The organism is Paraburkholderia sp. CI2 (assembly GCF_014201055.1).
GTDB lineage: Bacteria > Pseudomonadota > Gammaproteobacteria > Burkholderiales > Burkholderiaceae > Paraburkholderia > Paraburkholderia tuberum.
The window spans coordinates 502,810-527,968 of record NZ_JACHDL010000001.1 but is presented as its reverse complement, the minus strand read 5'-3'; the positions used below and the strand labels follow the sequence as shown (position 1 = coordinate 527,968).

Annotated in this window: 17 protein-coding genes; 11 read left to right on the top strand and 6 right to left on the bottom strand. The window is 60.9% G+C overall.

Annotated elements, in window-relative coordinates:
- Positions 1-116 precede the first annotated feature (116 nt).
- The gene (locus HDG32_RS02325; RefSeq protein WP_184062891.1) at positions 117-413 is read left to right on the top strand and encodes a hypothetical protein; all 297 of its coding nucleotides are present in this window, start codon (positions 117-119) and stop codon (positions 411-413) included.
- An 859-nt stretch (positions 414-1,272) separates the two neighbouring features.
- On the opposite strand, the gene tssE is transcribed toward HDG32_RS02325, so the two are convergent.
- The 6 genes from tssE to tssK form a co-directional block, all read right to left on the bottom strand.
- On the bottom strand, positions 1,273-1,698 hold the full coding sequence (gene tssE / locus HDG32_RS02320; RefSeq protein WP_184010942.1) for a type VI secretion system baseplate subunit TssE: 426 nt from the start codon (positions 1,696-1,698) through the stop codon (positions 1,273-1,275).
- 14 nt (positions 1,699-1,712) lie between these two features.
- Positions 1,713-4,424, bottom strand: coding sequence for a type VI secretion system ATPase TssH (gene tssH / locus HDG32_RS02315; RefSeq protein WP_184062889.1), 2,712 nt, complete (start codon positions 4,422-4,424; stop codon positions 1,713-1,715).
- 146 nt (positions 4,425-4,570) lie between these two features.
- A complete protein-coding gene (locus tag HDG32_RS02310; protein ID WP_184062887.1) occupies positions 4,571-5,056 on the bottom strand; it encodes an Hcp family type VI secretion system effector in 486 nt (161 codons plus the stop codon).
- Between the two features lie 111 nt (positions 5,057-5,167).
- Positions 5,168-6,916 (bottom strand): OmpA family protein, encoded by a 1,749-nt coding sequence (locus tag HDG32_RS02305; RefSeq protein ID WP_311539220.1) that lies wholly within the window; start codon positions 6,914-6,916, stop codon positions 5,168-5,170.
- A complete protein-coding gene (locus tag HDG32_RS02300) occupies positions 6,913-7,644 on the bottom strand; it encodes a DotU family type IV/VI secretion system protein (protein ID WP_184062883.1) in 732 nt (243 codons plus the stop codon). The genes HDG32_RS02305 and HDG32_RS02300 overlap by 4 nt, the downstream gene beginning before the upstream one ends.
- The gene (gene tssK / locus HDG32_RS02295) at positions 7,641-8,993 is read right to left on the bottom strand and encodes a type VI secretion system baseplate subunit TssK (protein WP_184062881.1); all 1,353 of its coding nucleotides are present in this window, start codon (positions 8,991-8,993) and stop codon (positions 7,641-7,643) included. Before tssK ends, HDG32_RS02300 begins: the two co-directional genes overlap by 4 nt.
- A 564-nt stretch (positions 8,994-9,557) precedes the next feature.
- Between tssK and tssB the strand changes: the two genes are divergently transcribed.
- The 10 genes from tssB (at position 9,558) to tssA (ending at position 25,151) form a co-directional block, all read left to right on the top strand.
- Positions 9,558-10,070 carry a type VI secretion system contractile sheath small subunit gene (gene tssB, locus HDG32_RS02290; RefSeq protein ID WP_184062879.1) on the top strand — a complete coding sequence of 171 codons (513 nt, stop codon included), beginning with the start codon at positions 9,558-9,560 and terminating at the stop codon, positions 10,068-10,070.
- Between the two features lie 73 nt (positions 10,071-10,143).
- Complete coding sequence (gene tssC, locus HDG32_RS02285; protein WP_184062877.1) at positions 10,144-11,700, top strand: type VI secretion system contractile sheath large subunit; 1,557 nt, start codon at positions 10,144-10,146, stop codon at positions 11,698-11,700.
- 99 nt (positions 11,701-11,799) lie between these two features.
- On the top strand, positions 11,800-14,136 hold the full coding sequence (locus HDG32_RS02280) for a type VI secretion system Vgr family protein (protein ID WP_184062875.1): 2,337 nt from the start codon (positions 11,800-11,802) through the stop codon (positions 14,134-14,136).
- Between the two features lie 50 nt (positions 14,137-14,186).
- Entirely contained in the window at positions 14,187-16,865 is a 2,679-nt protein-coding gene (locus tag HDG32_RS02275) for a hypothetical protein (protein WP_311539215.1), read from the top strand.
- Positions 16,866-16,876: 11 nt separating this feature from the next.
- Positions 16,877-17,848 carry a hypothetical protein gene (locus HDG32_RS02270; RefSeq protein ID WP_184062873.1) on the top strand — a complete coding sequence of 324 codons (972 nt, stop codon included), beginning with the start codon at positions 16,877-16,879 and terminating at the stop codon, positions 17,846-17,848.
- A gap of 118 nt (positions 17,849-17,966) precedes the next feature.
- The gene (locus HDG32_RS02265) at positions 17,967-18,266 is read left to right on the top strand and encodes a hypothetical protein (RefSeq protein WP_184062871.1); all 300 of its coding nucleotides are present in this window, start codon (positions 17,967-17,969) and stop codon (positions 18,264-18,266) included.
- 183 nt (positions 18,267-18,449) lie between these two features.
- A complete protein-coding gene (locus HDG32_RS02260; protein ID WP_184062869.1) occupies positions 18,450-18,710 on the top strand; it encodes a PAAR domain-containing protein in 261 nt (86 codons plus the stop codon).
- Complete coding sequence (locus HDG32_RS02255; protein WP_260335497.1) at positions 18,679-19,956, top strand: hypothetical protein; 1,278 nt, start codon at positions 18,679-18,681, stop codon at positions 19,954-19,956. Before HDG32_RS02260 ends, HDG32_RS02255 begins: the two co-directional genes overlap by 32 nt.
- Complete coding sequence (locus HDG32_RS02250; protein ID WP_184062867.1) at positions 19,953-23,564, top strand: ImcF-related family protein; 3,612 nt, start codon at positions 19,953-19,955, stop codon at positions 23,562-23,564. Before HDG32_RS02255 ends, HDG32_RS02250 begins: the two co-directional genes overlap by 4 nt.
- Complete coding sequence (tssA, locus tag HDG32_RS02245; protein WP_184062865.1) at positions 23,565-25,151, top strand: type VI secretion system protein TssA; 1,587 nt, start codon at positions 23,565-23,567, stop codon at positions 25,149-25,151.
- The last annotated feature ends 8 nt before the right edge of the window (positions 25,152-25,159 follow it).

Below are 25,159 nucleotides of genomic sequence, written 5' to 3'. Positions count from 1 at the left end.
CTAACCGGGAATCGCCCAGGATATGACAATTGTTGACAAATGCGAGTCGAGAATGATGCAGCATAGATACATGGCGAAATGCTGTTATGTAGCAATGGGTGAAGGCGGAGAAGAGCATGGAGCAAACCTATCGTTATCGGGGATTCGACATCGTGGTCAACGCGTTGCGCGCGACCGATATGTCCACCCATGTCGGCAGTGCCACGCCGCGGCGCGCGTACGTGGCGAGCGTCACGTTGAAGACGCGGCTGATCGGCGGCGAGTGGTCGACCGCTTTCCGGGTAGCTTCGGTGCCCGGTCGTTCGTCGACCGATCTGCGGGAAGTGCTGGCGGCTGGATTCGCGGCCGCCACTCGGGTCGTCGACGACGTGGTAAGCGTGATGGGCGACGGGTTCGCGCGCAAGGCGGCCTGAGTTCCACACGGGGCGCTCGGCGCCGTGGTGCCACGCGGCAGGCGTGATCGCGCACAGGGTGCCCAGGCGGTCCCGGCATTTCAAAGCGCTCGCGATCGTTGACCGTCGACTACGGTTGTCGGTCGTGGCGAGCGTCGAAATAACCACGGGTATCCCTGCGGTGCGTGTGGGTCCCAGGCAGGGCGTGCTCGTCTCCTCAGCGTCCTGTTGTTTTAATCCCGCCCCCCTGTGCGGGATTTTTTTTGTCAGTCGACATTGCGGGCGCTCGGTAATGCACTGCCACATCCGCACGGCAAAGAAAAACAACAATTTTAACTTTTGTTTGCATTGCGTTTCTTGCTTAATCGTTATAGTCGAACGGGAATCGCGAAAATGTGATTCGGGTTCACTTTTTATTTTTTATGCGCACGCGACACAAGGAAAAGTGCATGTTTAGCTCGCGATTTATGTCGGCTGTGTGAAATTCGGGTGAAAAAGCAAGCGGAACAAATAATGCTTATTCGAAAATCCTTTCTGTTTGCCGTTATTGTCTCCGTCGTGGGGACGACGCAGACCGATAGTCCCGATCCTCACGAACGGCCCGCGCGGATGAATGCGGCGGACGGCACACTGGCCACGTGATCGCCTGCTAACGGGGCAGCAAGGAAAAAAGCCTCGAACACAGGGCGTGATCGAGGCTGCCGAAGGACAGACTCAATGCCTGTCTGGGAAGGTCGATCGGACCCGTGATCGACCTTCCCACTATAGCGAGTTACCCGCCGAGCAACTGTGAACAAATGTCGCGGTCGAATCGACCGGCGAATTCGCGAATAAATCTGAATCGTAGCTTCGGATTCGACTGGCATGCGGATAACGCTGATTACCCACGCCCCTGCATCCGGCGTCGTATATGCAGCCGCCCCGGCGGCTCGAAATACGTGCCGAAGCGCACGAGCCCGGCCTTCTTCAAATGACATGTCATTTCGAAGCTGACCAGCACGCCGGGGTCGTCGTCCTCGAGGATGTCGATGTCGATCGCGCGAATACGAGGTTCATATTTCAGCAGCGTCGCTTCCATCTGCTGCTTCAGCGCGTGCGCCGACGACGGCAATGCCTTGTAGATGTTCGTCATGTCCGGCAGACCGTAATCGGGCAGGTGCTTCAATGCGCCCGCGCGCGTGTTCAGAATGCGTTGCACGTTCTGCTGCACGCTCAGGCATTCGAGCGTGCGGTCGTCGTATGCGTCGAGCGGCTCGCCGCCGATCTGGCCGAGCAGCATATCGTAGAGAGACGGTCCCGCCGGCATCGAGTGGCGCTCCGTTAGCCGTTCGCCGCATGTTCAGCCACGGCTTCTTCGCGATCGATGAAATCGATCGTCAGACTACCTTCGGGTGAACCGGTCAGCAGGATCCTGGCGGGCGCGATTCCATATGCCATGCGCGCGAGCAGTTCGCGCGACACCGTGGGCAGAATGCGCTGATTGACAAACGCATCGACGTTGCGCGCGCCCGATTCGCGCGCGAGACACAACGCGGCCATCGCATCGATCAGCGCTTCGTCGCAGCTCAGTTCGACACCGTGCTGGCGGTGCAGACGCTGCGCGACGTTACCGAGCTTCAGGCGCACGATCGAGGCCAGCGCGCTCGCATCGAGAGGGCGGTACACGAGCGTCTGGAAGCGCGCGAGCAGCGCCGGTTGAAAGTGGCCGACGAGCTGCGGATGAATCGCGTCGAGCAGTTCGTCGTGCGAGATCTCGGGGCTTTCCGCGGTCGTGTCATCGATTTGCGCGCTGCCGAGATTGGACGTCATCAGGATCACGCAATTGCGAAAGTCGATCTCGCGCCCCTCGCCATCGCGCATCATGCCGCGATCGAACACCTGATAGAACATGTCGAGCACGTCGCGGTGCGCTTTTTCGACTTCGTCGAGCAGCACGACGCTGTACGGACGCTGCCGCACCGCCTCGGTCAGAATGCCGCCGCGTCCATAACCGATGTAGCCGGGCGGCGAGCCCTTCAGTTGCGAGACTGTGTGCGATTCCTGGTACTCGGACATATTGATCGTCGTGAGCGCGGCTTCACCGCCGAACAGCAGGTCGGCGAGCGCGAGCGCAGTTTCGGTCTTGCCGACGCCCGATGGTCCAGCAAGCAGAAACACGCCGAGCGGCGCGTGTTCATTCTTGAGCCCCGCCTTGGCGGTCCGCAGGCTTTCGGACAGGGCGGCGAGCGCGTCGTGCTGCGCGACGACGCGTGTCGCGAGCTGCGTTTCCAGCGTCAGCAGGCTTTGCAGTTCGTCTTCGACGAGACTGCCAACCGGCACGCCGGTCCACTCGGCGACGACGCGTGCGATCGCCTGGGCGTCGACGTCGGCGAAGATCAACGGGGCCTTGCCTTGTGCAGTCGTCAGTGCGCGACGTGCTTGCGCGAAAGCGCTGGCATCGCGCGAGACGGCATCGCTGTCGCGTTGGCGGTGCAGCGCCTGGACGAGTTCGAGCTCCTGTTCGTAACGTGTTTGCAGCGCCGCGAGTTCGGCCTTCGCGCTCGCGAGCGCGGCGTCCAGTGCGCCGCGGCGTGCTTCGCTATCGTCGATGCCGATGCGTTCGTCGTCTGCGAGCGCCGCGCGTTCGAGCTTCAGCGCGGCGACCGCGGCCCGCGCGCGTTGCAACTCGGCCGGCGGTGCTTCGAGGCCCATGCGTACGCGCGCGGCGGCCGTGTCGATCAGATCGACGGCCTTGTCCGGCAGTTGCCGCGCCGGGATGTAGCGACGCGCCAGCTTGACCGCGGCGACCAGCGCTTCGTCGCGAATGTGTACATGGTGGTATCGGGCGTAGCGGCTTTTCAGGCCGCGTAGCATCAAGCAGGCCGCGTCGTCGTCGGGTTCTTCGACCTTGATCATCTGGAAGCGGCGTTCGAGTGCCGCATCGCGCTCGAAGAATTCCTTGTATTCGGACCACGTGGTCGCCGCGATCGTGCGCAATTCGCCGCGCGCGAGCGCAGGCTTCAGCAGGTTCGCGGCGTCGGCGCCGCCCGCCGCGTTGCCGGCGCCGATCAGCGTGTGTGCTTCGTCGATGAATAGCAGGATCGGCACGGGCGAAGCCTGCACCTCGTCGATCACGGTCTTCAGGCGTTGCTCGAATTCGCCTTTCACGCCGGCGCCCGCTTGCAGCAGGCCGAGATCGAGCGTGAGGATGCGCACGTGGCTTATTACGTTCGCCACGCTGCCTTCGGCGACGCGCAACGCGAGCCCTTCGACGAGCGCGGTCTTGCCGACACCCGGTTCGCCGACGAGGATCGGATTGTTCTTGCGACGGCGCGCGAGCACGTCGACCATCTGCTGGATCTCGCGCTCGCGCCCGAACACAGGATCGATGTCGCCGCGGCGCGCCTTGTCGGTCAGGTCGATCGCAAAGCGGGCGAGGGCGTCGGCGCTGGCAGGTGTGGTCTCTTTTGCGCGAAAGACGCCGTTCGCCGCCGCGGCGCTTGCCGCAGGTTGCGGCTGTTCAGATCGTTGTTCCTCGTCTTCGCTTTCGATTTCACTTTCGCACGACCGATGCGCCATTCGCGGCAGCAACCGTTCGATCTGCGCACTGCTGACGGCAAGCAGTGGCCACGCATTCTGGGCGCGCAGCATATGCGGCGCATCGACGATCGCCTGCAGCAAATTCCCCGAGCGGATTCGCGCCTCGGGGCTCTCCGAAGATGCGTGAAGCCATGCATCCCTAAGCAGTGCCGCCAGCTGCGGCGACAGGGCGGGCTTGCCGCGCAGATTGCGCGGCAGACGGTCGATTGCACCGAGCAGCGCATCCCACAGCGCGTCGATATCGATCGTGCAACGCCGCAGGATAGCGGGGATGTCGCCGTCGCCGGCTTCGATCAGCTTCAGCAACCAGTGCTCGACCGTGATCTCGTCAGCCAGCCGCGTCTGGCAAAGACTCGCGGCCGCTTCGAGCGCCTGCGCGCAGTGCGGGTTGAGTCGACGCAGCAGATGAGTGGTGTCCCAAAGGGCGCTTCTTCGGTCGTCGCGCAAGGTCATGTCGGCAGTTCGGTCACGGAGGGAAGCGGCAAGTGCGCTGTGCACTCGCCGATGAAAAGGGACCAGCCCGCCACGCGGACCGGTAAAGACGCGTCAACGCACGTCACGAGACCGGCGCTGCGCCGGTCCCACTTACCACGCTTACATCAGGAACGCTCGTTCCAGGTGTCCTTGTGGATGATGTTGCCGTCCTTGTACGACCACGTGATCGTCTCGTAGCGCAGCTCGACGTCTTCGATGTGGTTGTGCTTCTCGTAGTCGGGGTTCTTGATGTCGAACATTTTGGGCTTGACCGCGACGATCTTCACGTTGTCCAGCTTCGTGTTGAAGTACTCCTTTTCCTTGCCGGCGTCGTCGATCTTGTACCACTTGATCTCGACCGACTTCAGTGTCTGACCGCTCGTGACAGCCTTGTACAGATACGGCGTCGACGCATCGGTTTCCTTCGTCAGCGTGATCGGTTTGTGCACGCGGGTGCCGGTCAGCTTGCCGGTGTTGCCGTCGGTCGGGATATGCACGCCGTGATCGAACGCGACGAGCTCGACGCTGCCTTCGCGGCCTTGCACCGTCACCGAACCCTTGATGTCAGCGCCGCCGTCGTCCTTGAGCCACATGTAGGCCGGAATTGCCATACTTTCTACTCCTTGATTTTTCTACTGCTGCGACAACCGCCCGGAGCAGCCCCCGAGCGTCTGGATCCCGAAGCGCGATGCTTCAGGGGCGAAACACTGCGATTTTTTCGCCTATTGGTTTGAAGGAGCGTCCGGCACGAGCGTGATTTCGACTCGCCGGTTCTTCGCGCGTCCGTCGTCGGTAGCGTTGCTCGCGATCGGCCGCGTCTCGCCATAGCCCTGAATCGCAAACTGCGACGCCGTGAGGCCCGACACGTCGATCAGCCAGTCGCGCACGGCTTGCGCGCGAGCCGTGGACAACTTCAGATTGCTCTGCGGATTGCCGACGTTATCGGTGTGCCCGGCGACCAGAATCCGCTTGTCTGGATTCGTCCTGATCATTTCGAGTGCACCGACCATCGCGCGCGTCGAGCCGGGCTTCAGCTGAGCGCGGCCGCTGTCGAATAGCGACATGCTGTCGAGCGTGACGACCGCCGGCGGCGGAGCAGGCGGCACGTACGACGCGATCGCGGTGTCCAGCGCCGGCAGCAGTTGCGCACCGCGATACATGCCGAGCGACAGTCGCAGCGGCACTCCGATGCGCGCGTAACGGTCGAGCTGATCGCGATCGGCGACGAGCGCTTGCAGCGCGTCGCGTTTGGCGTTGTCGTGCGCGGCCGGAATCATCGAATAGCGGCCGAGGTCGGTGCCGATGCGATCGAGCAGGGCTTCGTTGTTTCTCGCGGCGGACCACGACGCGACGGCGGCTGCGCAAGCGAGCAGCGCGAGCGCATGCGCGCAGGCAGTGCGGCGCGGCGACATCCAGTAGCGCCGCGGTGTTGCTTCGATCAGCGGTTGCGGTAGCGGCCACGGCAGCGGTGATGCGCCGACGGCGGCGCGGCTCACACAGGTTTTCATCTGCACGTCGCGTTCCCACGGATCGGCCGAACCGGTTGCCGAACTGCTTGCTGGACCGCAATCGATCCAACCCGCGCCGAACAACGCCCACGGCGTGGCGGGCTGCTGCGGGTCGGTCAACGTGCCGATCACGACCCGCTGCGTCCAGCCGACGAGCGACGCGAGCGCCGCCGCGCGCGCGGCACCCGTGGTACTGCCCGCGTCGCCAGGCACGCGCTGAGGCTCGGCTTCGGCCGCGCGGACCACGAGTTCGAAACGCTCGGCATCGACGATTCGCGTCGCCGACGACACCCCGTACCACGCAGGCGCCGACAGACCAGGCGGGCACGTCGTCATCCGCTGATAGACGGCGACATAGCCCGGCAGCCGCGTGCCGAGCGTGCGAGCCGCATCGGCGACGCAATGGCGCACGACGCGCAGCTTCTGCGTGAGCATGTCGGCCCCGACATGCAGCGCGGGCGCCACCGACAGCACGACGCCATCGGGCGCACGTCCGTCGCGCCACTGTCTGAGCGCAACCGCGAGACGCGGTAACTGCTGCGGATGATCGACGCGCAACCAGATCGCGCCGTCGCCGACATGCGCGAAGCGCTCCTCGTGGTTGCGATCGAACAGAGCCGGCAGACCGTCGCCGGTAACGAGCACGAGCGGCATGCGGGTGCGCAGCTTCGGCGGAATTCCGGCGGTCGAGGCGCCGAGCGCGGCCAGGACCTGCGCGCTCTGTTCGCCCGCGCGGGATAGCCAGAGCGTGCGCCATCCGACGAGTACGCCCACGAGCAAGCCGACGACCGCCGTCAGCGCCCATGCGATGCCGCGTTCGCCCGGCAGCACGAACCAGATCGCCGCGAGCGCCAGCACGGCCGTGAACACGAGCATCGCGCGCCACGGGTAACCGAGTCTCTCGTACGCGCGATCGGGCGTGCGCGTCGGCGTTGCGGACAGGATGCGCAGATCGGACTTCACGGCTGCGTGGGCTTCGCGTGCGCGAGTTGCGCTAGCTGGCTGTCGAGCAGGGCCGACCAGACCAGCCAGACGATGGCGGCGACCACGCATGCGAGCCCTGCAATCGCCCACGGCGAGAGCCGGTAGAACCAGTCCGACAAGCGGCGGCCGGGGCGATCGGCGATGAAGGTGCGTGCGGGCGCTGGGCGAAGTTTTTCCAGCTGCGCATGCAGCGCTGTCGTCAACGCCGTGCGTTTCGCTTCGCCATCGCGCGCGAATCGGCCGATCAAGCCGAGGCTCAGAATCGCCGCGTAGCATTCGAGCAGCTCGATGTGCGGCGACGCTTCACGCATGCGCGCTTCGAGCCGTTCGAACACGCGCTCGCCTGCGTCGTGCAGGTTGAACAACTCGACTTGAAGTGGTTTCAGTTCCCACCCCGCGCGGCTTTCGGGCGGCAGATAGCGCAGCGCGACTTCATCGAGCAGCCCGCATTGCGCGAGTAGCGCTTCGCGCCGTACGTCGTCGGGATAGCCGCGCCGCTCGAGTGCAGTCGAGAAGTTGGCGATCAGCGCAGCGCAACGATTGCGGAAGTCGATTGCGTGACCCGCGTGACCGCCGGGCGTAAGCGTCGTGACGAGCAGCGCGGTGTCGCGCAGCAGGTCGCGAATGCCTTCGCGCGACGCGCGGGTCGCGCCGGGCGCGCTGTCGAGCAGCGCCGCTTCGTTGGGGCTTCGGGGCAGGGCGTTCATGAGCGCAGTACCGCGTAAAGTTCGAGCGATGCGTCGGGCACCGACGCCGGCAGATAGATCTGGCAGGCGCGCGCGGCGAGCATCTTCGCATGCGCGGCGTTCGCTGGATCGAGCGCGAAGTATTGGTTGTCGAGGCGCACCGGAATCGCGGCCGGCACGCGCGCTACCGCCTTGAGCGGGATGCCGAGCAGCGCCGAATTGATGATGTGCTCGACGTCGTCGGGCGCGCCGATCTTGCACAGGCGCGGGAACTGCTCTGCGAGCTCGAACGCCGGCATCGGCGCGTTGACCGACAGATACCAGTCGGCCGCGCCTTCGACGATGCGCTCGTCGAGAAACTGACCCGCCCACGTGGTCGCGCTCTTGCGCGTGAGGCCGATCGACACGACGCGCGACGGAATGATCGCGTCGAGCAATTCGCGGATCGTGGCCTCGAGCTTTGTGAACACCTCGTCGGCGCGCGCGTGGTCGTAGGCGGGAATGTCGGTGAGTTGCACGCGCGTCGAGAACGTGATCAACGCGCTGACCAGTTGCGCGAGCGTCGTGTAGAGCTGCTCCGGTGAGCGGCGCGGATGCGCCGCGTAGAGCCGCAACTGCGGCCACGCCGCGTGAATGCAGTGCAAAAGCCAGAACAGCTGCACGTCGGCGACGCCATATTCGGCGACCTGTTCGAGCCGTTCGCTACGACGCGCGCCGAGCGCAACGCTCTTCGCCTGCAGGATATCGGCGAGGCGATTGATGCGCTCGACATGCAGTGGGTGGCTGCCGAGCGTCAGGCACGGCGGCACGAAACGGTGATCGACCTGGAACTGGCCGCTCGCGCTGCGCGTGAGCCGCGCGATGGCGCAGACCGTGTCGTCGGCATGCGATTCGAAATCGAACAGCACACGCAGCGCGTGACGCTCGGACGCGATCTCGGTTTCGCTGCCGCCGTTCAGATCCACGACCTTGACGAATTCGCGATACGTGCGGCGTGGACGCGCAAGCGACGTTTCATCGAACCGGCAGTTGTCGCCGTTCGCATCGGGCAGCGCGAGCGCCGCGAACACGACGACGCTTTGCAGATCGGCGGGCACGCCTTGCGCCAGATCGCGCGCGGCGGGCAGAGCGTCGGTCAGCGTCGTGTCGACCGGCGTGCCGTCTGAAAAGCGCAGCTTGAGCCGTGCGAGCTTCAGACGGCCGGTGGCCAACGCCTCTTCGTCGATCTCGACGCCGAGCGTGCCCCACGGCTGCGCGAGCGCGGACGTGGCGAGCTGCTGCAGCGCGAAGCCGGCCCATCGTTCTTGCTGCTGGAAGTGCTGCTGCGTGAGGATGAGGCCCTCATGCCAGAGCGGTTTGTCGATCCGCATAGGTATTTTGGTCTGATGCTTGTTGCTGATTTAATCTGGATTATCCGAGATTTCGGATTCTATATGTCGTATTCGCTGTTCGTATACCCATATTTCGACTGACGTTGAAAATATGACAAAAATTGACTAATTCAGATTTGAGATACGGTTGAGATTTATCCTGAGAAAGCGAAATTCAATTTGAGATTGTGTCAAATAAATGCGCGGCGAATTGACGAAATTTAATAATTGTTAAATTGCGTTAATTCCTCGTTTCCGGCTCTGGGCGGTGCAGCGGCGAGAATATGTGAAAGCAGAATTTATTTAACCATTGTTCACACTGTTTGATTCCGCGTCTCGATCAATATGCTTTGACGTCATGCGGGAAAACCTGCTTTAATATCGTCTGAATTTAAATGAGGTGCACGATCCGAAGTCGTGCAATGCGGTATCGTCGTCGTAATTCCCATTGCGAGTCGCGCATATCTCTTTAAGCGCGCTCGCGGGCATGCGCGAATGGAATTACCGCATCGCCATGGGCGAGATCTGCGGGTTGTGTCGAATCTGATTACATGAGGAGTATGAATGGACAGCTTTCAGCGCGAAATTCCGAAGAGTCGCGTCTCGATCACGTTGGACCTGCACACGGGCGGCGCGCAGAAGAAGGTCGAGCTGCCTCTCAAGCTGCTGGTCGCCGGCGATTTCAGTGCGGGCCGCGAGCAGGCGGCACTGGCGGAGCGCAAGAAGGTCAACATCGACAAAACCAATTTCGACGCGGTGCTCGCCGACTACGCACCCGACCTGAAGATCGCGGCCGAGAACACGCTCGCCGACGATGGTTCGGAGCTACCGGTCAAGCTCGCGTTTCGCTCGATGAAAGACTTCGAGCCGGAGCAGGTGGCGCGTCAGATTCCCGAATTGCAGGCGCTGCTGGCGATGCGCAATCTGCTGCGCGATCTGAAGTCCAATCTGCTCGACAACAGTACGTTCCGTCGCGAGTTCGAAAAGGTCCTGAAGGACCGGCGCCTGTCGGACAAACTGCGCGGCGAACTCGCGCAGATCGCCACTGCCGCGACCCAGCCGGAAGGCCATGCCTGAGCGGGGACGGTCGAAGCAAGCCGTCACCGCCTGGCGCAACCGCATTGCTGCAAAAACTCAGCCAGGAACAAAAATGGAACAGAACGAATCCCGTCAGGGCGCGACCGAGACCGTTGTGCTCGATGCCGCGCAAGACATGTCCTTCGCCGGCGACAGCGTCTATGCGTCGCTGTGCAACAAGATCAACCTGAAGCCCGTATCCGAGGCGCGCCCGCTCGAGGCATTCCGCGATAGCGACATGCTGTCCGAGGCGTCGGCCGACGAGCGCATCGCGCGTGGCATCGGCGCGTTTCTCGAGCTGGTCGCGCAATCGAGCCAGCCTGTCGAGCGTCTCGACAAGTCGCTGCTCGATTTTCATATCGGCCAGCTCGACCGGCAGATCAGCCGACAGCTCGACGCGGTGCTGCATACCCCTGAGTTTCAGGCGCTGGAGGGCCGCTGGCGTGGCCTGAAGATGCTGGTGTCGCGCACGGATTTTCGCAAGAACGCGCGCATCGAAGTGCTGGACGTGTCGAAGGATGCGCTGCAACGCGACTTCGAAGACACGCCGGAGCTGATCCAGAGCGGCCTGTATCGCCTCACGTATATCGAGGAGTACGACACGCCGGGCGGCCAGCCGATCAGCGCGGTGATCAGCGACTTCGAGTTCGCCAATTCGCCGCAGGACGTAGCACTGCTGCGCAACATCTCGAAGGTCGCGGCGGCTGCGCATATGCCGTTCATCGGCTCGGTCGGCGCGGCATTCTTCGGCAAGAAGTCGATGGAGGAAGTCGCGGCGATCCAGGATATCGGCAACTACTTCGATCGCGCCGAGTACATCAAGTGGAAGAGCTTCCGCGACACGGACGACGCGCGTTACGTCGGTCTGACGATGCCGCGCGTGATCGGCCGCCTGCCGTATGGCAAGGACACGACGCCGGTGCGCGCGTTCAATTACGAGGAAGCGGTGAAGGGCCCGGACCATGACCGGTACCTGTGGGTCAACGCGTCGTTCGCGTTCGCGGCCAACATGACGCGCAGCTTCGTGAACAACGGCTGGTGCGTGCAGATCCGCGGCCCGCAGGCTGGTGGCAAGGTGGAAGACCTGCCGGTGCACCTGTACGACCTTGGCACCGGCGTGCAGCCAAAGATCCCGACCGAAGTGCTGATTCCGGAAACGCGCGAATTCGAGTTCGCGAATCTGGGCTTCATTCCGCTGTCGTTCTACAAGAACCACGACTTCGCGTGCTTCTTCTCGGCGAATTCTGCACAGAAGCCGGCACTGTACGAGACCAAGGAAGCGACGGCCAATAGCCGTATCAACGCACGGCTGCCGTACATCTTCCTGCTGTCGCGTATCGCGCACTACCTGAAGCTGATTCAGCGCGAAAACATCGGGACGACCAAGGATCGACGTCTGCTGGAGATTGAGCTCAACAACTGGATCAAGGGTCTCGTGACCGAGATGAAAGATCCGGGCGACGAGTTGCAGGCATCGCACCCGCTGCGTGAAGCGAAGGTGACCGTCGAAGACATCGAGGACAACCCGGGCTTCTTCCGCATCAAGCTTTTCATCATTCCGCACTTCCAGGTCGAGGGGATGGACATCGGGCTGTCGCTGGTGTCGCAAATGCCGAAGGCGAAGAGCTGATCAGGCGTTTTCTGATTGAGTCTTCGCACGAGCTGCCGGGGCAACCGTTAGCAGTTGCCTCGGCAGCGCTGTGATATTGGCGTAATCGAGAGGAATTCAATGCTGATGGCATTGCCGTTGCAGGCTTATGAATTGAAGCTGGCGCCGCACCCGGCGCCGTTCTCGATCCTGAAGTTCACGGGTGTCGATCGCATCAGTAAGCTGTATGGCTATGAGATCGAATTCACAAGCCCGGTAGCGGGAATTCCGATGGATCAGGTGCTCGGGCGCCCGGGGCGGTTCACGATCGAGCCGGGCGATCCGGATATCGACTATCTGTGCAAGATGTTTGGCGAGAACGCCGAGAAGTTCAGCACGAGACCGCCCGCGCATACGATTCACGGCATCGTGACGAAGTTCGACGAGTTCGAGACATCGGCCGATCAAACGCGCTACAGGGTCGTGCTGGAGCCGAAACTCGCCGATCTCGATCGCGGCGTGACGAGCCGGTTGTTTCAGAAGCAATCGGTCGAGGAGATCATTACCGATACGTTGCGGCACTACGGGTATCGCAGCGGAGTCGACTTCGTGTTCCAGCTACGTGGGCAGTACAAGCGGCATGAGTACATCACGCAGTATCGCGAGACGACATTCAGGTTTATCCAGAGGCTCTGCGCGCAGGAAGGAATGTGGTTTCGGTGGGAACAGAAGAAGGATCGCGCGATGATCGTGTTCGGCGACGATCTCGATGCGTACGCGCGTAAGCAGCGTAGGGTGCTGTACCGGCGTAATGCGGGAATGGAGGGTGCCGGAGCGGAGGCAATCACGGCGCTCGAGAAAAGGACGCAGCGCGTTCCCGAGTCCGTGCGCCTGCACGACTATAACCATCGCCAGGCGGGAATTTCGTTGCTCGTGGAGGAGAACACCGCGCGCGACGACAGCACCACGAACGCGGTCGATTACCGCTGGGGCGAGCATTACGAAACGCCCGACGAAGGTCAGCGTATTGCCCGGTTGCGGCATGAGGCGCATCGGGCCAGTCAGATTGCGTTTGTCGGCACGGGGAATCCGTTCTGGCTCGAGGCGGGCGAGGTCATGTCGATCGATCCGAATCCGGCCGATGCGAAGTATGGGATTTTCGTGACTTCAGTGAGGTCGCAGGGCGCGCGGGATCAGGCGTATCAGGTGACGTTCGAGGGGATTCCGTCGGATCGTGTGTGGCGGACTTCGATGGAGTCGGTTCGGCGGCCTACCATCGATGGAATCTTGCCCGCGCGGGTCACGTCGCCGGGGAATTATAAGTACGCGTATCTGACCGAGCAGGGCTGGTATGTGATCGTGCTGCCGTTCGATCTCGATGAGTGGAGTCCGGGCGGAACCAGCCGGCCGGTGCGGTTTGCGAAGCCCTATAGCGGGGATGATTATGGTCATCACTTTCCGCTGATCGATGGGGCGGAAGTGGCGATCGTGTTCACGGCTGGGGACCCGGATCGGCCTGTGATCATCGGGGCGATGCATGACAGCTTGCACCCGGATCTGGTTAATAACCTCAACAATACGCGCAATATCGTTCGAACCGCCGCTCAGAATGAAATGCGGATGGAGGATAAGGAAGGGGTTGAGCATATCCATCTGACTACGCCGTTTCAGACCAGTGAGCTGAATCTGGGGCATATGGTTGATGGGGAGAGGAAGGAGCGGGGACAAGGCGCCGAGCTAAGGACGGATGGGTATTTGTCAGCCCGGGCGGCCAAAGGATTGTTGCTTAGTGCCGAGGCGCAGCCTGGTGCTGTGGGCGAGCAACTCGCGATGCCCAACGCCGACACAACACTTCAGCAAGCCGAGGAAATCCTGCGCTCGCTCAACGGTTCTGCGAGTGCCGCGCAGGCGTTGCTGGCCGAAGTCGATCAGCAACGTGTGCTCGTCGAGCAAAAGCTCGCGGAACTCCGGAAGCCGGTGATCGTGGCGAGCGCACCTGAAGGCATTGGTGTCGCTAGTGGCGCGCACATGCAGTTGGCCGCGGGTAAGCAGATGTTCGTTACTGCTGGCGAAGGAATCGACATCGGCGTGCTCAAGCGGATCACGGCAGCGGCCGGCGAGGCAATTTCACTGTTTGCCGCGAAGCTCGGAATCCGGATTTTCGCAGCCAAGGGCAAGGTGCAGGTTCAGGCCCAAGGGGACGCTCTGGAATTGATGGCGCTTACCAACGTCGCGGTTAGTTCGTCGACAGGCGAAGTAGTCATTACTGGGTCGAAAGGGATCACGCTGGGCGATGGAGCAGGTGCGTACGTAAAAATCGCAAACGGGAAGATCGTGATTGCGAGCTCAAGTGAGATACAGGTCAAGGGTGGGCTGGATGTCGATGGTCCGGCGAAGAGCAATTTTACCTTTCCAAGCTGGCCGGGTGCTCCCCTTAAAGATGTCAAAGGGAACGCGAACTTCGGGTTTTCAGAATAAGCATAGTCATGGCAACTACGACTCCTCCGTCAAATCCACCCATCACGCCCGTGAAGCTGCTTCAGTTTGCGTTTCCGTTCCGCAGGAAGGGCACCGGTGGGGCGCCGGCAGATTTCATTGACGAGCATGAATTCCACAAACTGTTGAGGCAGGAGCCATCGGGCGCCTATTCGGTCAGCGGCAAAGGCATGTGGCACGGCGGAATACATGTGACCGAGGCGGGCGCCGGCGCATCGCTGGATCTGAAAGGCGGAGTGCAATGTATTGCGAACGGCGAAGTGGTCGCGTGGCGCCTCGATAGTACTTACCCGGTAAGCGAGATCCCCGCGCGGAATGGCCAACCTGCGATCAGTGCGCCGTACAGCACAGGGTTTGCGCTGGTGCGTCATTCAATGGAGTTTCCCAAAGACAGGAAACTGACTTTTTACAGCCTGTACGCACACCTGCAGGACTTCGCGGACTACGAGAGTGACGCACATCTACCCCGGCCGAAGTACTGGGCGACGCGATTCGAGGTGACCACCTGTGCGCAGGACCGTCCTACGGCCGGGCCGGGTGGCCAGCTGGCGCCCGCCGGGCAGCAGGGACTGCGGGTCCGGGTATCCAGGCCGCATGGCGCGGTACTCTGCATCCTCCCTCAGGGGGCTCAGGTTAGCCTTGGAAGACGCGAGGGCGGCTGGGGGCAGATCAAGGATGCGAGCGGCGTGTCGCCCTATCCGGGAACCGCAGGCGGTGTCGCGCATCCCGCGACAAACGGATGGATCTTTCTTGGCGCAGAGCATGGTGGTCCGGTCGTCAGGGAAGTGATGCCTGACTCCTCGCTGGACCGGGTGATCGTGTTGTCGACGCCCTCCGAAGTCGTCCCGATCAAGGCGGGTGAACTGATTGGCCATCTTGGGCGCTACGACCCGTTGTCCCGGCAGACATCCGGAAACCGGATGGTGCACATCGAGGTCTTCTGCGACGAGAGCATCAAGTCGTTCATCGACGAGGGGCGCACCTGGATCGGGCAGAACGGCGCAAAGGTCAACAAGTGGAAGCAGTTGGCCCTTCCCGGTGAGCCGACGATCCAGCGGATCGACAGTGGGACCACGTTGTACACGAGACACAATGAGGAAGGGGCGGAAGCCGGACAGACCGGTGTAATCGAGGTCTTTCCGCTTGCGGCGCTTGCCAGGGGAAGCACAGATCGTCAGTACATCGAGACAGAGACAGGCGGCGATGGCGACAAGTGGCGTTGGTGGAAGATCGACAGCGCGGATGTTCGTCACCAGCCGATCGATGGCTGGGTACGGGAAGAGAATTTTGCGGGCGGGAGGGTAACGCGGGAGTTCGCGCAGAAGTGGGTAGACTTCCAGACGCTGGACGACGAGCACGATCCGACGCATACGATGTTCGCAACGACGAACGGGTTTGTCGACTATGCGATGGGTGCGGACGTGCCGGATGTGGGTTCGCTGGGCAAGCTCAGTGCGCTCATGTCATCGATTTACCGGGCGCTGAATCTGGGCGGCGACCCTGCACAGGCTGCTGACGGATTACGCAATGCGGCGAACGACCCTTGGACGGCGCTGCGGATGTCGCGGCTGATCATCCAGCACGAGAGCGAGTGGGCGAATCCCGATAAGTGGAAGCAGTTGATTGCGGCGATCGAGCAGCGCACGGGGCCGAAGGCTGAGCACGTCGAGGAGCAGAAACGGATCGGGAAGCTGGTCTGGTGGGATGTCGTCAAGGCCGGGCTGACGGACTTTCCTGGGTCGAATGTGTTTCATATTCATCCGGTTGGGTTGGTGGGGAATTTTCTCCGTGCGCAGAGTCCTTGTGAGTGTGGATGTTGTCTGCAAAACGTCTTTAAGGTGACCCGTTACGGCCACGCACCGCACACGCACTATGGGCCAGTGTTCTGGGGTGAAGTCCCCTTAGAGAAATCGAAAGTGTTAGCGGAAATGCGGGCGAACGGCACGGTCTCGGAAAGTGAATACCGGATTATTGTTGCGATGTCAGAAAATGAAGGGAAAATCGATGCCGTCCAATCTTACGACAGCGAAATCGTAACTGCGGGAGCGATGCAGAAAACCGTCAACTCTCAAGGAAGGGGCGAGCTAGCAATGCAGGTTGCGGAATTCAAAGTAACAAACGAAGCTGACTATCACGACTTGTTTGAGACGTGTGGTTGGACCGTCGAAGGGACAGGTGAGTCAGCAACAATGTTCTATATGCATGCTGAATTAACGCAAGGGAAGAAACTCACCGGTTCGCCTTTAAAAGAGGTAATCCGGCAGGGATGCTCAGTTGATAATTTTGGAAAAACAGTAAAAAACATACCTCTGGCTGTCATTGCACATGCGATCACTTTCAAATCCTTTGAAACTAAGCAGTTGATGGATTTCATTGACAGATTAAGAGCGATCGTTTTACCGAAAATACCAAGCGGTTACCAATACACAATAGCTGATTATTTCCAATCCGATCTTGGCCGAGCAGCCGCGTTGGACCAGAGTGTCAACCGACCGGGGTATGTCGGTAGAGATTTGGGAAGATCTCTTGATGTTATTCGGGCGAGGCATCCTGGACTTTCTCGAAATCCAAGGGAATGGGGGACGGATCGATCGCGGTACGAACGAGAAATTATCGATCATTATGGAAATAATCGTGAAATGTCCAGTGATAATAATGGATCAAGTTCGAATAATCGGCGATATAGCAATTTATTGAGCAAACTCGGGTGATTGGAGCTGACATGCGCATTTACACTAAAGTGGCATTGCTCATAGGATTTTCGATGACCATTCTTTTTTCTGCAAAATCTGACGCCGATGAATCAAAAATAAATTTCCAGAGTGGCTCGTCGCTGGTTTTTTCCTTGCCGCTGAGCAAATCGGAAGAAAAGATTTTTGGCTCCGGCTGGAAAGAGGCTGTTTTTTCGGATTTATCTGGAAAGCAGGTAGCACTCTTTCACATGGGGAATTTTTCTTCTGCAGGGGGATTGATTTTTGACAAGGACTATTCTCCAGCAATCTCTCCTTCAGGAAAATACGCTGTTTTTAGTGTTTTGAGAACTGGAATTGTAGATCCCGGGCCCAGCGGGAACGCCGAAGTATCCAGCAGGCAATATTGTCCGGTATTGGATACAACGTCGGGATGTATTGTCAGCATGCAGACAGGAGAAATATGTGGAGGGGATTGGGCGGGTAATACTGATGAGTGGACGATCACTGGCAATAAGTACGACTCCACCTCGGCGATGCTTAAATATGAATTTAATCATGTGAATAACTTGTGGCGCCAATACATGCAATCCGTAGCAATAACCCCTTCTAGCACGATCAAAGATTTCGTCGAAGATAATTTGGGGATCGCGAATATGATGACGTGCGAGCCTCCATCTGTCGAAAACCGAGGTGCATATTTACTGATGGCTGGTCAGTTAAGAAAAGAAGGAGACTTTGCTGATGCGAATTTTGTCGAAAAAAGGCTCGGTTCTGATAGTGGGAATAAATCCACTTATGTAGCGATTTCAGTTGATAGGTCCCGACTTTATGAGAATCCCGATCCAGCAAGCAAGACGAAAATGTATCTGATCAAGGGTGATCTTGTCCAGGTGATTGGCGGTCGGGGGGCAGATTGGGTTCAAATTGAATACAAACAGTCGAATGGAAAAATGTTGACGAAATGGATCGCTTGTTTTGATATCGCACTTTGCAAAAAATAAACATGTCTTTGAGTGCGTGCGGCATATCGTGAAAAATATTCACCTCGAATTTTGATTAACAATTATTTTATTTTACTCGGGAGATGCACATGCGGAAGGTGTGTGCAATGATAATGAAATGATTGTGTTCAACTGTCAATCCAATCGATCGACTGCTCTATGTAAAGAGATAGGTGGTGACGCGCTAACATATCGCCACGGAAAAATTAATAGAATTGATCTTGAAGTGTCATCCGTGGGCTTGCGGAAGAAAGAAAAGTTTTATTTTGGTAGTATTCCTTATTCGGGTGGTGGTGAGGCCCATATACCATTTTTCAATGGCGGCTATACGTATTTTTTGTATGACAAGACAGTGCAGGGTGGACGGTGGTCCGGAATTTTCTTCTGGAATAGTAATACCGTGATGGCAGGAAAATAAGTCAAGAAACTTGTAATAATGATGCGTCGATTCAACAGGCTGCATATAGTGAAATTAAGAAAGAGGAATATATGGATATTGGATCGAAATAATCGCGTGCTCGTGTCTTGTCAACGCGAACACTTGTCGGAAATGGGATCTAAATTCTCCATAATGATGATCGAATCTGATTAGGCAGATGATTTGAATAAAAAACTAGCATACGAAGGCGACAGCACGAGTCACGGCGGCAAGATCCTGACCGGCTCGAATCGGATCAAGGTCAACGGGCGCCGCGCGGCACGGGTCGGAGACCTCGTGTCCTGTCCGATTCACGGCGACAACGTAATCGTGGAAGGAAGTAGCAGTTTCAAGGATGCTGGCACGCCACTTTCATGCGATGGAGACAAGACCCAGTGCGGGAGTGTCCTCATTGCCCTATCTGATGGCGCGACGGTTAGATAAACGAATGCCGATCGACTTCGCTCGTGTTCCGCCGCGGGTAGCGGTGCCTCCGCCGCCGCAACTATCAAAACTGGTTTGGACTGCGCTTCTAGGCGTCCTACTGTGTTTTGGTGCAGCACTAACGATTCTTCTATGGCCGCGAGGCGGACCAACCAATCCGATCTGGTTTTGGTTCTGCGCCATCGGTTATCCGATCCTGGCGTGGGCGTTTTTGCTGTCCTGCCGTCTCGGATATCTATATGCGCGACGCAGCGAAGCGATAGCGATGAATCGAGTTAGCGACCGTGAGACCGAAAAATGTCACGCCCATGCCAGCGTGCCGCTCGCGTTGATAGGTCATGCGTGGCGGTTTTCTGCCAATCGCGACGAGAACGATGTTCGAGGGTTTGTCGATGGCAGCCTGAAGCTGCAGCCTCGGGCGAGCAGGGCCACGCCGAATACCGATGTTGATGCACGCTGGATAGAAATCCCGAACCAGAGGTTCAATGCTGGAAACGAACTCACGGAGTATCGTCGCCAACGCGTGGTCTGCAACTGGCTTCTGGCCCAGTTGATCGACGATCTGACGCCGCAACTCGCTGCTCTTCCTGCGCGGATGACGCTTTACGTTGAAGCAGTTTCGCATTGCGCCCTTGAGAGCATCGAAGTGTCGGCGAGACTGAAGAATCTAGTTGCCGGGAAGTTCCCGTCGGTGCATGTGATCTTGAAGCCTCCGGCCGGATCCTCCACGTTGTTTAGTACCGACGCATGGTTCGACAACATGAGGCCAGAGGTGGCTCATCTGCTGGTCGCAGTGCAATTGCGCAACGCCGTCAGCGAACGTCTAGAGGATGGTGTTGCAGAGGCGGGCGTCGCGTTACTGCTGGGGCACCAAAATCTTGCCCAGACGAAGGCGAAAGCTCCTGCTGTGCTCCTGCATCGTCCGGCACGCGGTCTGGCCAATGCGGTAGGCGAAACGGTGGAAAACGCCACGCGTTGGGGAAAAGTAGAGCGGACGAACATTGGGGCGGTCTGGCGCCACGGAGTTTCGTCGGAAATGGAGGCCGCAATCAGGTCGTCGCCCGAATTCGATCGACAAAGCTCCAGGGTCGACCTGAGCACCACCGTTGGGGATTGCGGAGAGGCGGGCGGCTGGCTCGCCACCGCACTCGCGGCTGAATTCGCCGCGCGAACCGGGAAACCGCAACTCGTCCTTACGCAAGAAAACCGCGACTTGATCGCGCTCGTGTGCAGAAAACAAGCATGAATGAACACAAGTCTGAACCGGTAGCTCTTTTCATTGGCATCGGAATTTTCATCCTTTTCGTCGCGCTGGGTCTGGCCGTCTGGATAGAAGGGCGGGCGCGCGGATGGACGTATGAGACACGAATCATTATTGAATTGTGCCTTCTCTCGGGCATGCTCATCGCGCTAATCCTCGTAAAGCATTTTGAAGCCGTCCTCCTGTGGATCGCCTCGATGCGCGCGACGCGGTGGTTGGCTCTCTACGATTCGAAAAAAAAGCAAGCGCAAGGTGCCAGCGAAGGCGCGCCAGTAACGCATGTTGCGGCCCCGCAGCAGCATGTTGCATTGCGTAATGCGCTCCGCGACCTCCACGGCCGCCGCTGGCGCTACCTCGACCGCTGGATCCTGATAGCCGGCGACCTCCCTCTAGTCAAACGCCTCGCCCCGACCCTCGCCGAAACCGGCTACGCCATCATCGGCAGCACAGTCCTGCTCTACGCGACACAAACCGGCACGACCCTCGACACGACCTGGCTCACCGAAATCCGCCGCCTGCGCCGCCGCCGCCCGATCGACGCGATCGTCGCGGTAGCGCGCAACCGCAGTTCAGGCAACGCGCCATTCGACGCCGCCGCATTATCCCAACGCCTCGCCCGCCACGCCCGCGCGCTGCACTGGTCCGCGCCTGCCTATCTGCTGAACGTGACCGATTTCAGCACGGAACCAAAAGGCGAGGACGAAGCCATCGGCTTCACATGGTCGAACGCGCGGGTGCACGCCAACCACATCGACGACTCGCTGCAAAACCTCACCCGCAATCTCGCCGACGCCGGCGTGCTGCGTATAGCCGAGGACTCGAACGATCGCTATCCCGCGGAACTGTCGCAACACATCGAAGGGCTGTCCAGCGCATTGTCGGGACTGGTCGCGCAGACGGCGCATTCGCGCTACTGGCGTCAGGCCGTCCACGGCCTGCTGTTCGCGCCGCTTTTCGAGGAGCGCGAACTCGCTCCGCCCGCAGCCACGAACAAAGATACCAACACGGACAACGCGGACAAAAACGCGCGAGACAATCACCTCACCCCCCAACACCGAACGATCCCCCAAGGGGACTTCCTTCGGGGCGTCTGGCAAACCGTCGCCGACCACAGCCGCAAGCTCCACGGCCGCCGCGTCGGCTTCTCGTTATTCACCGCCGCCGCATGGACGAGCACCGCGGCCATCGCGCTATGGATCACCGGCACGATGTTCTCCGGCTGCACGAACCGCGCAACGATCCACACCGCCGGCGACACCCTAACGAAACTCGCGGGCAGCCAGGACCCAACCCGATCGATGCAAACGCTCGACGCCCTCGACAAGCAGATCGACACACTCGAATCGCACCAGCGCGAGGGCGCCCCGCGTCTCACGCGCTTCGGTCTGAACCGCGACGCGGCACTGCTCGACGCGCTATGGCCAAGGTATGAAAACGCCGCCGGCAGCATCCTCGTCAGCCCGATCCGCGAGAAGCTCGAAGCCCGTCTGCATCAACTCGCGTCACTGACCGACGCCGAAATAGCGAGCGGCGGCAGCGGCCAGGTACAAGCCGCGTACGACACGCTGAAGACCTACCTGATGCTCGCCAAGCCCGAGCGCGCGGTCGCCGCCTTCCTCGCTCCGCAGCTCGCCGCGACGTCCGCGCTCGCGCGTCCCGACAACTCGCCGCTATCGGCCGGCACATGGGAAGACCTGCGCCAGCACACAATCGACTTCTTCGCGCATCACCTCGGCCAGCACGTATCGACAAGCGGTTCGTCGCTCGCAATCGTCCTCGACAGCGGACTGATTTCAGCAACTCGTCAAACGATCATCGGCGTGCGCGGCATCCAGAACTCGACCGACACGGTCTATCAGCGGATCCTCGACGACGCGAAAGCCAAATACCCGCCGATTTCGCTCGCGACGCTGCTCGGCGATACGCAGAGCAGAGGCCTCTTCAACTCGACAGCGACGGTCCCCGGCGTCTTCACACGCGCCGCGTGGGATGAGCGCATCGCGAAAGCGATCGACGACGCGAGCGAGCAGAGCAACGTCGCGGGCGACTGGGTGCTGTCGGACGTGAAGAGCAAAACCGAGCCGCCGTCGTCGCTAAAGGCCGCGCTGCGTCAACGCTATTTCGACGACTACGCGCGCGCGTGGGCGCTGTTCCTGAATAGCCTGCGCTGGCAATCGGCCCCGACGCTGTCCGCGACGGCCGATCAGCTGACGCTGCTCGGTGACCCGCAGCGCTCGCCCCTTCTGATGCTGATGAACGCGGTCGTCTATCAGGCGGGCACGGGCGCAAGCACGCAATCGCTGTCCGACACGCTGATCAGCAAGGCGCAGCAACTGGTCGGCGCCGACGAGAAAGATCCGTCGAAGCAAACCCAGCCGCAGCTTGCGCCGCTCGCGGTCGCGTTCGGGCCGATTCTGCGTTTGACCGGCAGCGATGTCGCGTCCAGCGCCACGCCGGCGAACGCGAAGGCCGTGGCGCGACTTACGTCGACTGGCGACCTGAGTCTCGCGCGCTATCTCGAACGCGTGAGCGCGATGCGTCTAAGAATCGAGCAGATGGTGTCGAGTGCGGACACCGATGCGATGTCGCGTGTGGCCGCGCAAGCGGTGCTGCAAGGCAAGACCTCGGACATCGCCGACAGCCGCGACTACGCGGGCCGCGTTGCCGCGAGTCTGGGCGAGCAGTGGGCCGGGTTCGGCGAGCTGTTGCGGGCGCCGCTCGATCAAACTTGGCAGGTGCTCGTGCAGCCGGCCGCGGCGAGCCTCAACGAGATCTGGCGCACGGCGATCGTCGCGGACTGGAACGGCGCGTTCGGCGGCCGCTATCCGTTCGCGGACTCCGACAACGACGCGTCGTTGCCCGAGATGGCGCGCTTCATGCGGCCCGACAACGGCGTAATCGCGCAGTTCGTGATCACGCAGTTGGCCGGTGTGGTCGAGCGGCAGGGCGATCGCTGGGTCACCGCGCAGGGCACAAGCCACGGCGCGTTGACGCTCGATCCCGCGTTCCTCGACGGACTAAACAGAATGACGCGCGCATCGACGGTGTTGTTCCCCTCGGGCGACGCGCACGTGCGCTACGAGTTGCGCGCGGTGCCGACGCCCGGCGTCACCGACATGCGCTTCGTGCTGTCGGGCCGCGAACTGCATTACTTCAATCAGAAGGAGGAGTGGACGCCTTTCCTGTGGCCCGGCGACTCGCTCGACAACCTGTCGCATATCGAATGGCAGACCGAGCACGGCGGCCTGCGTTCTGCGCTCGACGCCCAGGGCCGCTTCGGCCTGATCCGGCTGCTCGAACGCGCGCAGGCGTCGCAGCAGGACGGCGCGCGTTACCTGTTGTCGTGGCAGCCCGATCAGAGCGAGGGCATTGCGCTGCGCGTGCAGCTGCGCGGTGAGGTGGGCTCAGGGCCGCTCGAAGTGCTCGCGTTAAGTCATTTCAAGCTGCCCGCGCGCATCTTCGTGACTGGTGCGGCAAAAGGCACACCGAAGCTATCCGGGGCCAATCCGCCGCCGTTGCCGCCGGCGGCGCTTGCCGCGGCGAAACGTGCCGCAGTGTCGCTGCCCAAAGGTTCGCTGCCGGAGGTCGAATAAATGCTGTCGAGTTTGTTGAAGACGCTGTTCCCGTCGCGTGATGACGAACAACGCGTGCGCGCGCGTGTCGATGCGTGGAGCGCATGGCTGCAACCGCTGCCGGGCGAACAGGGCTGCGGTCGCGACCCGGGCTACGAAGACCTGTTCTTCGAGTTGCGCGAGGAAACGCAGAAGCTCTCCGGTATCGACGATGGTCTGATCGTCCGCTCGTGCGAGCAGTTGCTCAAGGAGACCGGCAAGGATCTGCGTCTGGCCGGTTACTACGCGTTCGCACGTCTGCGCATGGACGGCCCTGTCGGCTTCGCGGATGGTCTCGAACTCGCGGCATCGCTTGTCGAGCGTTTCGGCGAGAACGTACTGCCTGCGCGCGCCGAAGCGAAGAAGGGCGCGCTCGACATGCTCGCCACCGCGCGCATCATCGAGCTGCTCGACAGTCGCGGCGAGTTCGCGCCGGCCGATCTCGAACGCGCGATCGCCGCGCTCGATCTGCTCGTCACGGCCACGGCCGCGTGGGCCGACGCGGCGCGGCCGAGTCTCGGCGCGCTCGTCGCGCGCTTCGAGCGCAACGACGCGTCGGTGCCCAGTAGTGAGCCCGATACGACAACGTCATCCGCGTCGGCCGGCGCTGCCTTTAGCAGCAGTCCAAACGTATCGATCGCATCGACGCGTGATCTGCTCGATCAGACCCGCTCGATGGCGCTGTGGCTTCGCGATCAGGAGAGCGGCTATCTACCGTCGGTGCGGCTGGTGCGCACCGTTCGCTGGGACACGCTGCACGAAGTGCCGCCCGCCGATGCGGCGTCGCGCACGCGTCTGATGCCACCGCGTGGCGAGCTGCGTCAGCAGATGAAGCGGCTCGTGCTGCAAAAGCAGTGGCATGAGCTGCTCGAACGCGTCGAGGGTGCGTTCATGGAGGGTGTCAATCATCTGTGGTTCGATCTGCAGTATTTCCAGCACGTCGCGCTCGATCACGTCGGCGCTCCCTATGGCGGATGGCGCGAACAGTTGCGCGCGGATTTCGCGCTGTTTCTCGAACGCTTGCCCGGCGTCGAACGTCTCGCGTTCAACGACGGCACGCCGTTCGCCGACGACGCGACGCTCGAATGGATCGCGCGTCACGCGGTCGTGCGCAATCTCGACGCGGGCGAAAGCATCGCGCCGCTGCCGGTATCGGCCGGCAACGACGACGATGCGACCGGTGACTGGCCCGAGATCGAAGCGCAGGCGCGCGACCTCGCGGGGCAGCACGGTATCGAGGCCGCGTTCGCCTGGCTCGAAGCGTTGCCGGGTCTGCGCACCGATCGTCATCGCTACCTGCAACGTCTGGTGATGGCGCGCCTCGCCGATCACGCAGGTCGCGCGGACACGGCGCTCGCGCTACTCGCCGAACTTGACGCGAGCGCGCGCTCGCTGCCGCTCACCCGCTGGGAGCCCGCGCTCGTCTTCGAGGTCAAGCAGCAACTCCTGCGCGCGCTGAAGGCGCTGAGCAGTCGTAAGGATGCCGATAAATCCGCGCTGGCACGCCGCATCGGCGAACTGCAAGCGGAGCTGACCGTGCTGGACCCGGCGCGGGCGCTGACCCTCTGATAACCATA